The organism is Chryseobacterium sp. StRB126, assembly GCF_000829375.1.
GTDB lineage: Bacteria > Bacteroidota > Bacteroidia > Flavobacteriales > Weeksellaceae > Chryseobacterium.
The window spans coordinates 5268814-5280511 of sequence record NZ_AP014624.1 but is presented as its reverse complement, the minus strand read 5'-3'; the positions used below and the strand labels follow the sequence as shown (position 1 = coordinate 5280511).

Sequence of the window (11698 nt, the reverse complement as noted above, 5' to 3'; positions counted from 1 at the left end):
TTTCTATTTTTGTTAAGACTTTAAAGATCAGTTTCATCTGAAATTTTTAAAGTTGAAAAAACACACAATAGAAAAACTAAAAACATATAAACATGAAAAAAAATACTTTCTACCCATTAACAGGTTTCTCATTTCGTTACCTCTGAAACCTACTCACAAGAATCTGATTTAACCAATGATATATTCTAGATAGAAAATTGTAAATCCTAGCTTTTAATTGACAAGCTTGGGATTAGGATATTTTTTAATTCTATTTGACAACCAATGTATTATTTGGATGATGCATTCATCATATTCACTAAAAACACTTTTAATTCTATACGTATGAAAAAAAAATCGACCTTAAAGATTTTTGCTGCAGTACTTTGTATTGCGTCGTCTCATACATGGGCAAGGGCAGCATCTGTCCCCGAACCCGGTGAGACCAGTATTGGATTCAAACATATGACTGCTTTACCTCCAAGTGTCTATGATCTGGATCCTCTTATCATCATTTCACAAAATGTGAATGAGAAGGGATTGGTAGTTATGAAAGGAAACTTTCAAAAACCCACTACCGCAGGAGATGTAAAGGTTACCATCAAGTACAAAGATGCCCAAAACAACTGGGTATCTTTATGGTGTAAAACTTTTGCAGGGAATTATGACTATGATGAAGAACTTACCGCCAATTTCGAGCTGCCGTCATCAGTTTTGAGTGCACATTCCGTTAAAATTGAATTGAGCTCAAATGAAACGGTGACAAATTGGTCATCAGTTACATGGAATAAAACAGTAAACCACTACAAGCAATCGGATTACACTTACGGGAACTGTGATCTGGATGAAAACCAGTACACCCTTCTGTTTACCCCTAAAAAGAATGGAACTGTAGTGTATAATCCGAATGGAACCGTTTCAGGGGTTAAAGACAGGGTGACTTCCCAGCATCTGGTAAGAAAACTGGATGATATTGTTTTGTCTTTCCAGGGGAATGCCGCATTAGATAATTCCAATACCAGTTCACCGGTAATTAACATTACAAACCCGAATAATCTTTCTACAATAGCAAGTTCGCAGAAATATATTTATCAGAATAGCGATACCAGTCCTTTCGAGTTCTCTTATCATGATCCGGTGTATATGTTTGCGGGAAAATTTTCCAATGAAAGTTTCTTTATCAACTTCAGTAACTGGTTTTTACCACCGTCTGAAGGAGGAGAGGATTGGGGAAGAGGATATCTGGATTTTACCAATCCTAATGCTCTTGTTAACAGATATTATAACCTTTATAACTATATCAATGAAAAATTAGGCGATGTATTTGCCAATCAGCAGCCTGTTGTTATTGTGATCAGTAAGGTTACAGGATTAAGAGTTTATAAAGCCAACGGACAATATATTGCTCTTTCTGCGCTAAGCAACTACAATACGACCAATGATTTTGGGTATCCACCTCTTAATGGCAAGCAGAGAGGTCCCGGTTCTGAGAATTTTTCATTAAGTAATACTTCTCAGGCATCATTGTATGGTGTAGGTGCTATCAGAAACAGAAAAGTAATCAATAGCTGGAACGGTCCATCAAGACCTTTGATGGATATAGAAAGCGAGATCAATAAGTTTATAAAGTATGTAGGAATTTTTACCAACCCGGTTACTGAGGAATGCCCTGTTGCCTGCTTTACGATTAACTCCGGAGCTGTATCTGACTATGGAGACTGGTCCAAAGCTCCAAACAGTTATATCTTCACGGGTAAGGATAAGAAAACCAATGCTGAAGTAGATGGTCTTTATATTCCTGTAAAAAAGGCATATACAATGTGGAACTCCAATCCTCTTATGGGCGGAACTCCTATCCCGGCCGGTGCTGTAACTGCAGATGTATATTGGGAAGATATCCATGGATTAATAAAATCTGGAGAAAATTACAGTTTGGAAATTATAGGCTCGGGAGAAGAGGCAAAGATAAAAGTTCCGATCAACAAAACGAAAGAAGGAAATGCTGTAATCGCTTACAAAGTAAACGGAGAGGTCTTCTGGTCGTGGCACGTATGGGTTACTGACGACCCTACAAACGGTTCAACATATAAGAGTTTTGATGGGGTGAAAAGACAAAGGACTGACGGAACTGTAGAATTAATCCCTGATTCAGACTGGGGATGGATGGACAGAAATCTTGGAGCTTTAAGCAATACGATCACTGGAACTGAATTTAACAAAAACGGAGGTCTGCTGTACCAATGGGGAAGAAAAGATCCGATTCCTCCATTGGTGTACAAAGGAAATGACTTTTATGAAGCTTCAGGATCTGTCGGAAGAATAAGACACAGACAGTCCAGAAATATGGCAAATGGTTCACAGAAGATCGATAATTTAATTAAAACGGTAACATTATCCAATGCAACAGTTCCCAATAACCTCCGTTTATCTATTAAAAATCCGCTAAGTTTAATATATGTAAATAAGGATGATAATTCGGGACAGGCGCTTTATAATAACAATGCCAATCTTCAGGTGAACTGGTTTGGTAATTCAACAACGTTGCCTGCCAATAGATTAAGCGAATTAAACTTATGGTCTGATAATTCAAAAGGCTTTATCACAAGCGGAAATTATAATAGTGATACTAGTGCCAATCCGTATAGAGATAAATCGTCTTTTGATCCATGTCCTAACGGATGGAGAATACCTTCTGTATTGATTTCCAACTTAGGAAATGGAAGTTATATTGATGATTTAAGAGTAGATTTTAGTCCCTTCGGTATCAAGAATAATATATCCATCAATGCTTTTGAAGCCAATAAGTATCATATCATTAAGCCAAATGATAACAGTGCTCCTGCTTATATGAAAGGTTTCAAAATTTACAACAATGTGGGAGTAGATCTAAGCAATGTAGGAGGAAATAATATGGGGTTATTCCCAGGGACAGGTGTTCTTGTTAGAAATTACCATGAAGGACAGTATACAGATCAGCATGAAACGTATTTATGGACTGCAACAATGCCAAAATGGTTTGATGCAACCCCTGTAGTATCAGCCAGAGGTTTCCGTATGATTCCGGACAGAGACCAGCCGGATGTCCCTGATCCTTCTTTACCTTCCATCACAGGAAGATATCAATATTATCCTATAGGTTCAGGAGCAACTTCAGGAGCCAATGGATGCAGATGTATTAAAGATCCTTTGTATGAAGTTAATAATTATAATTTCCCTACCGAATACTTTAATAATGTGGTAGAATATGCTGAAGGATTAAACAATCCTAACTCGTATACTGTTGTGAAGAATACAGTAGAATCTACTATTCAGATCCCAATCAGTAAAGCATTCTCTGCTCAAAGCAAGCTGCTTAACAATCCTGATATTCTGAATCCATCGAATTTCAATAATCTGAAAGTTAATGTACTGTGGTCTACTGCTACTGGCTTAATCAGTAATATTGCACTTTCTAATGCTGCTCCCACTTCGTTGGCTGATATTTCTAACACCAATATTAATGTTAAGATTGCTCCGAACCAATCAGGAAATGCTGTGGTTACGCTGCATAATGGAAGCATCACCAATCCTATTTACTGGAGCTGGCATATTTGGGTAACCAATACGCCTATCAGCTCAGTTAGCTATGTTACTGAATTACCTAACCAGGCCGCTGTTAACTATATCAATTACATCAAGCCTGGTGAAGTTATCAAAACAGAAATAATGGATAGAGATCTTGGGGCTAACCAGGCTATTGCAGAAGCTAATAAAACTACTTCTACCGGAGGCTTACACTTCCAATGGGGTAGAAAAGATCCGCTGCCTGTTTTTGTGAATGCTAACAGAAACTCTATTCCTGTTTATTTAGGAACGGTACAGGCCAATGGAAGTGTTACGTATACAACACTTGCTGCTGCAACTTATTATTCAGATTCCTATCTTAAAAAGTATCCTGATTATTCTGTACAGGCGAATGTATTGGCTACAGATAAAGTAGCGGATAAAATCAGCAAGGTGTTATCCTATTCCGTGAAAAATCCAATGATCTTTATGGTTCCTAACATGACCACGAAATCAGCGGATACTAATCATACCAATGGAGCAGACTGGTTGGCAAATGAACCTAACCTGGCTCCGGAAAGATGGGGAAGAGGCGGTAAAAAGTCTCCTTTCGATCCTTGTCCTGAAGGATGGAGGATTCCTGATTTAACAGGGGTGTCCAATACAATTATAGGAGCAACTCCTTTTTATAAACCTACTGGAGGAATCAGCATTCCTAATAATTATGGAGGAACAAGAATCAACAGAACTCCATCAAGTTCCGCAGCTGTTGGATATTCTTTTGACAATCCTGCTTATAATATAGGAAGCTTTGCCAATTTGGGAGTGAGGGGAGGTAGAAATACCATAGAAGCAAGTCCTGCTTCTCCGGATTTCAATGCTATTGATTACGTGTATGGAGGTTTTTGGTTAGGAGCTTTAGGTTCTAATTATACAGGAAGAGCATTAAGAACGGAGATACAGTATGCCGGAAATTATTTAACTCCATTCAGTAGTAATGCTGACCCATATTTTGCTCAAAACTGCCGTTGTGTTAAAGTACAATATGATGAAAACGGAAATGAGTTAGGTCCAATTCCTAAACTGCAGATCACGTCATTGTCTGCGGCTAGAGCAACGAATGTTTTAGCAAAGTCTGTAATTGAAGATAAAATAACCCAAAATAAACTTGAGTTATTCCCTAATCCTGTGAAAAGTATATTATACATCAAAGGGAATGAAAGGGTTAAAGAGTATTATTACCAGATTTATAATATGTCTGGCCAGATGGTAAAATCAGGTAAGTTTGAAAATGAACAGACTGATCTTTCTTCTTTATTATCCGGAGCCTATTTGGTAAGAATCAACAATTCTGAAACCATAGTAAAGATTATCAAAGAATAATATGAATTAATGTGAAATTTGAAACCGTCTCAGTTTTTGAGACGGTTTTTTTATAGAATCAAAATACTTAATATTCGTTCTGGTTTTATGTGGATAACTTTAATTTGGACTGTAGGATTAGGAGCACTTGAAAGAGAGATCGTAGATATGCGGGAAAATAGGAGGTTGAAAAATATTCCACTTGAAAATTTAGATAGAGGGAATGAGCGGGCGTAATATTTTAAAGCCAAATTTTGAGAAGCTCATCTTTCTGAAAAGATTAATAAAATAGCAAAAGAATCTATCGATAATCAAAGCTGGGTTTTACAGATGAAAGTACTTCATATGCTGATTGATAGGCTTGATGCTGCCAATAGTATAGTCTTAGGAATAATTATGGATATTCAGTAAAAACTTTAAGGTATATTAATAATTCCTTTTGTGAAATTAATTACCTTTGTGAGGTTCCAAATTAATAGTATTAAAACACAAATGAATTCTATTACAAACTACTTTTTGCGATTTTTTTTATTCTTTATTACTCTTTTTTTGATTTTTAAGATTTATTTCGCGTATACCATTGCTAATGGTTACCCTTTCGGAGATTGGCTTATTAATTATCAGGATGGAGGGTTTAAAAGAAGGGGATTACTGGGAACAATCGTTTTTTTTATATATGAGAAATTTCAGATTAAAGTACAGTATACTGTATTTTTCTTTCAGTTTCTCTTCCATTTTCTTTTCTTCTATTATCTGATACGGCTAATACAATTGAAAAAGTATAATATTCTTGATTTTGTATTTTTATTTACACCGTTTTGTTTATGGGGATTTGTTTCCGACTCTGGCATGGGGGCGAGAAAGGATGGCGTCTTATGGTTTATGCTATCTTTCTTTACTTATACTCTTACAAAGGGTAACATAAGCAAGTGGCGATGGTATTTTTTGTACCTCATATTTTTTGTTTCGGTGTTTATACATGAAAGTTTTGTTTTCTTTTTTCCATGTTTTATTGCTTTATATTATTTTCATACAAAGAAGGTTGAGACTTCTAAGATGGTCATTATCTCCTTATCATTTTGTATTCCTGCCCTGATTATCTTTTTTGGAGGGATGAAAAATGTTGGGTCAGAGTATACAATAAATATCATTAAAGCTTGTGGAATCAATTTTCAAAGTGATAATATCTTTGCATGGAAAGAAAATAAGTTGTTAAAACTAGATTATTATGATGAACATCTTTCTGGTTATTTACTGTATATCATAACTTTCACATTGCAGTTTGTGTATGTGATTTTCTATTTATTGATAAGAGAATTTAAGAAAGAAGATATACGAAGATTGACGTTTTTCTTTTTTGCCTGTTTATTGGGTACAATACCCTTGTTTTTGATTGCTATTGATTTTGGAAGATGGCTTTACAATTTGTTTATCTTCTGGAGTTTATTGATTATCTCTCTTTTGCCAGATGCAGAAGCAAAGACATTCGTTTTTGATTATAAAACTATTTTTTCAAAAAAAAATATCAGTTTTATAGTGTTAGTTTTTTTATCCAATTTTATTTACAGAGTTCCTTCTTATTTTATTGGAATTGAAATAGCTGCACCCTTAAGAAGAGTGATGATTTGGTGTGGATATTCATAGAATAATTTAAAGAATAAGCTTTAGCTATGAGATTTTATTAATATTTGATTTTTTGATACATTAGCAGTATGGATATATTACCTCTTTACTTTTTAGTAATTTTCATTATTTTATTATTTCTTTCTTTTCAAGAATATTCCGGCGGATATATAAATCCCGGAATCTTATATACAATTTGTTTTTTTCAAATTATTTTGATTGGACTTCGAAATGAGGCAGGACCGGATTATGGCTCTTATAGAGGAATTTTTGACTACTCTTATCTTAATGATTATTCGAAAATATTTTTGAGTAATATTCCATTCAGTAATACCCCCAAGCTGGGAATAGAATGGATATACGTATTGATGAATAGGGTCGTGCTCGACCTAGGGCTTCCTTTTTATGTAGTTACTTTATTAGTGGCTATTATCTCGCTGATATTATTCTATACATTCTTAATTAAAAACTCGGATTATCCTACGCTTTTACTTTTAATAGGATTTATCCCAGGAATGTTAATTTCTACAGGGGGACAGATGAGACAGTCAGTGGCTGGTGGAATTATGTTCTATTCTTTTATCTTTATTAAAGAAAGGAAGCTCTTAAAGTACTTTATCTGTGTATTTTTGGCTGCAGGATTTCATACTTCAGCGTGGGCAACCTTACCATTGTATTGGTTGGTTAGGATTCCTCTGAACAAATTCTTAATCTTTGGATTAGTCTTAGTTTCAATGATATTGTCTCCCTTTAAAATATATGAACAGCTTGGTGCTTTTTTGAATACAATAGCAGGAGGTACTGCAATTTCAGATGGAGTTAATGGATATATGGATGAACAATATGCGAGGATTAATGGAGGTTTTGGTATCCCTGAAATCTTAATGGTTCTTTATACATGTTTTATTATATATTTTAATGATAAATTAGAAGAGAGAAGCCCTTATTACGAGTATTACAGAAATGTTACCATAATAGGGATATGTGCATTTTTCATACTAAGGGAAAATCCTATCTTAAGTTCCAGATTAGTAGGGGTTTTTATGGGGTTTGTAATGTTGCTCATGGCAAATTCGATGTCGGTGGTTTCTAAAATAGAAAGGCGGTTTATTTTTTCAGGGCTTATTTTTATTGTATTTTTTAACTTTATTATTTTTTCAATTTTTAATGCTAAAAAGGCAAATTACTCTATTGATACCTATAAGAATTTTGTATTGCCTAATTAAGATTGACTTTAGATATTGATAATAGACTGATTTTATTAATACCTCTAAATACCTAGAGACATTGTTAAATCATAAGGTTATTTTGTTATTTCGCTTCTTGAGGATTTTAAAAATACACTATGCGGATAGAAAAGTTTGTACAACATTTTAATATTAAGATATTTATTTATTTTCTTATCGCTGTTACAGCAATTTATACCCTTGCATTTACTCTTGCATTTAATCTTAAAGATGACGGATATATTCTTGCAGACTGGCTTATTAACTATGAAGACGGAGGCTTCAAAAGAAGAGGACTATCCGGGAGTTTCTTTTTTATTCTGCAGGATATAACAGGACTTAATCTTAATTATATTGTTTACTTTTTTCAGTTTATAATTATTTCACTGTTCTTTTGGTGTTATACAAAGCTTATAAGGTATAAAGTAACAGACCTGCTGTATCTCTCACTTTTACTATCTTCCATTGGTTTTGTAGGGCTTTTGAATACTGTTACCTATGTTGGAAAAAAAGAATTTATTGTATTGCTTCTGTTTACCTATTTTGTATATCTTTTAGATAATGATAAGCTTTCAAAATATAAAGAATATATCTTCTGTTTATTGCTTTTTATAAGTACACTTTTACACGAAGTTACCCTGTTTTATATTCCTTATTTTGCCATTGCACTCTATATGAAAAAAGGAACGCTAGAGATCAAAAGATACATCAAATTTTTTCTGGCGGTTATCATTCCTGCGGCAGCTATTGTTGTATGGGGGAAAAATGTGAACGAAGGAATGTCATTAGAAATTCTTAACAGCAGAGGAGTGCATCCTACCTATGGTATTTTCTATTGGAACATTGATGAAAGACAGTATATTAAAGAACATCTTAATGAATATCTGCTTTACTTTATCAGTTTAGGAATAAGCCTATTTCATATCACCTATTATTTAAAATATCTAAATGGGCGAAAGATTTTATATATTTTATTAATCGGAGCCTTTATCTTTTCATTTCCACTGTTTTATCTTGCTATAGATTGGGGAAGGTGGATGTATATTCATATGATGCTGATGATTGTGCTTTTTGCCATGATGCTGAGAAAAGGAGATTCAATATATGCCTATGAACCCATAGTCATTAACAGGAAGTTTTATATTATAATGGCCATTATACTGCTGTCCTTGCTATACAGAGTAGAAATGTCCGGCAGAGGTTTTACTTTCGAAGGAATACTCTACAGACTGTTTGTTGCTCCTATAGAATTATTAAATAAAATGTGATTTCAAAAAGTATATAATAAAAAAGCTTTACTTTTGCAAAAAATTTTTTTTAGAATGTCAAAAAATTTAGTAATCGTAGAGTCCCCGGCTAAGGCAAAAACTATTCAGAAATATTTAGGTAAGGATTTTGAAGTGAAATCCAGTTTCGGACATATCCGGGATCTCCCTAAAAAAGGAATGGGAATAGATCTTGCCACCTTTAGTCCTGATTACGAAGTTTCAGCAGACAAAAAGAAATTGGTGACAGAATTAAAGGCCGCAGTAAAGAAAGCAGAAATGGTTTGGCTGGCTTCCGATGAAGACCGCGAGGGAGAAGCTATTGCATGGCACTTAGCAGATGAATTGAAACTGAAGCCTGAAAACAGAAAAAGAATTGTTTTCCACGAGATTACTAAAAATGCCATTCTAAAAGCCATTGAAAACCCCAGAGATATCGATCAGAACTTAGTGAATGCTCAGCAGGCAAGAAGAGTGCTGGACAGAATCGTAGGTTTTGAAATGTCTCCGGTTTTATGGAAAAAAGTAAAACCAGGACTATCTGCAGGAAGAGTGCAGTCGGTAGCCGTAAGATTAATTGTTGAAAGAGAAAAAGAAATCCGTGAATTTGTACCCAAAGCAAGTTTCAAACTTGACGGAATTTTCTTAAACAATACAGAGCAGGAAATTGCTGCCAAACTTAAAAAAGACTTCGAAAAAGAAGTTGAAGCAGAAAAATTCCTTGAACAGGCAAAAACTACAGAATTTAAAGTTCTGAATGTTGAAACAAAACCTGGTACACGGTCTGCATCTGCACCTTTTACCACTTCTACAATGTTGCAGGAAGCTTCATCGAGATTAGGATATAATGTGACAACAACCACTCGTTTGGCTCAGAGACTATACGAAGAAGGATTCATTACCTATATGAGAACTGACTCCGTAAACCTTTCCCAGGAAGCTATCGATGGTGCTAAAAAACAGATTGTATCAGAATACGGAGCAGGATATTCTTCTCCAAGAAATTATACTACAAAGTCAGCTTCAGCACAGGAAGCTCACGAAGCCATCCGTCCTACGGATTTCGCAGTGAAGAGCATTGGAGATGCACAGTTGAATAAGCTGTACCAATTAATCTATAGAAGAACATTAGCTTCCCAGATGACGAATGCTAAAATTGAAAAGACTGTAATTGAGATCGGAAATGCTTCATTACCACATCATTTTGAAGCACAGGGAGAAGTAATCATTTTTGATGGTTTCCTTAAAGCTTATGGTATTGTAAAAACAGAAGACGATGATGAAGAAAACAGCGAAAAATTATTACCTAAAGTAAGTGTCGGAGAAGTTTTAACTTATAAAACAATTACGGCTGCTGAAAAGTTCACAAGGTCAAGCGTAAGATACACAGAAGCTGCTTTGATAAGAAAACTTGAGGAATTGGGAATTGGACGTCCTTCTACCTATCCTCCTACAATTCAGACGATTCAGAATAGAGAGTATGTAGATAAGCGCGAAATCGAACCGAATATTCGTAAAGTTGTTAAAATTACTTTAGATAAAGATAAAATAAAAAAAGAAGTCCTTGATGAAAAGTTTGGAGGTGATAAAAATAAATTCATCCCTACGGATATTGGTGAAGTTGTCAATGACTTTTTAATTGACAACTTCAAAGAAATTCTTGATTATGGTTTCACGGCAAGAGTAGAAGAAAGTTTCGACGAAATTGCAAGCGGAGACCAGAAATGGAAAGAAATGATGAGTGATTTCTACTCAAAATTCCATCCAAGAATTGAAGATGTAGAAGAAAATGCAGACCGTGCAACAGGGGACAGGCTTCTAGGAGTAGATCCGAAGACCGGTAAAAATATTCATGCCAGAATCGGAAGATTTGGAGCAATGATCCAGATCGGAGAAACAGATGATGAAGAAAAACCAATTTTTGCATCATTAATGTCTGGTCAGAATATTGCCACCATTACTTTTGAAGAAGCGTTGGAATTGTTTAAATTACCATTTGAATTGAGCGATTTTGAAGGACACGCAGTTTCTGTGGGAGTAGGAAGATTTGGACCTTATGTAAAATGGGGAGAAACTTTCATCAGTATTCCAAAAGGTGAAGATCCACTTTCTGTAGATCAAAAACGTGCAGAAGAGATCATCAACGAAAAGAAAAAAGCGGATGCTCCAATTGCTACGTATAAAGGAGAACCTGTAACCAAAGGATCAGGAAGATTCGGACCATTTATCAAATACAAAGATATTTTCATAAATGTTCCGAAGAAATATAACTTCGATAATCTTTCTCAGAGCGATATCAATGAACTGATTGATGCTAAGCTTGAAAAAGAAGCCAACAGATACATCCAACAATGGGAAAAAGAAAAAATTTCCCTTGAAAACGGAAGATGGGGACCTTTCATCAAATTTGGAAAAGCCATGTTCAAAATTCCAAAGAAAAATGATGATACCAAATACGATGCAGAAGAATTGAAAGAAACTTCCCTGGAAGAAGTAAAGAAATGGATCACAGATCAGGATAAAAATGCCTTTGCAGAAAAGAAAAAGCCTGCCGCAAAAAAGGCAACTACTGCTAAGAAAACTACAGCTGCTAAAAAACCAGCTGCTAAAAAGAAGTAATATTAATTATATCATACAAAGCCGTTAACAAATAGTGTTAACGGCTTTTTTTATGAACAAAACTCTTCGGAAGGTTCACAG

At 34.8% G+C, this 11698-nt stretch carries 5 protein-coding genes; all 5 read left to right on the top strand.

All coding sequences use genetic code 11. The features are described from left to right. The first annotated feature begins 324 nt into the window (after positions 1-324). The gene (locus CHSO_RS23805; RefSeq protein ID WP_171817685.1) at positions 325-4905 is read left to right on the top strand and encodes a T9SS type A sorting domain-containing protein; all 4581 of its coding nucleotides are present in this window, start codon (positions 325-327) and stop codon (positions 4903-4905) included. Positions 4906-5655: 750 nt separating this feature from the next. Then, entirely contained in the window at positions 5656-6528 is an 873-nt protein-coding gene (locus CHSO_RS23800) for a hypothetical protein (protein ID WP_144429027.1), read from the top strand. 68 nt (positions 6529-6596) lie between these two features. After that, the gene (locus CHSO_RS23795) at positions 6597-7733 is read left to right on the top strand and encodes an EpsG family protein (RefSeq protein WP_045501274.1); all 1137 of its coding nucleotides are present in this window, start codon (positions 6597-6599) and stop codon (positions 7731-7733) included. A gap of 119 nt (positions 7734-7852) precedes the next feature. After that, the gene (locus tag CHSO_RS23790) at positions 7853-9001 is read left to right on the top strand and encodes a hypothetical protein (protein ID WP_045501273.1); all 1149 of its coding nucleotides are present in this window, start codon (positions 7853-7855) and stop codon (positions 8999-9001) included. Positions 9002-9055: 54 nt separating this feature from the next. After that, positions 9056-11617: a type I DNA topoisomerase gene (topA, locus tag CHSO_RS23785; RefSeq protein WP_045501272.1), complete on the top strand. Its 2562-nt coding sequence runs from the start codon at positions 9056-9058 to the stop codon at positions 11615-11617. The last annotated feature ends 81 nt before the right edge of the window (positions 11618-11698 follow it).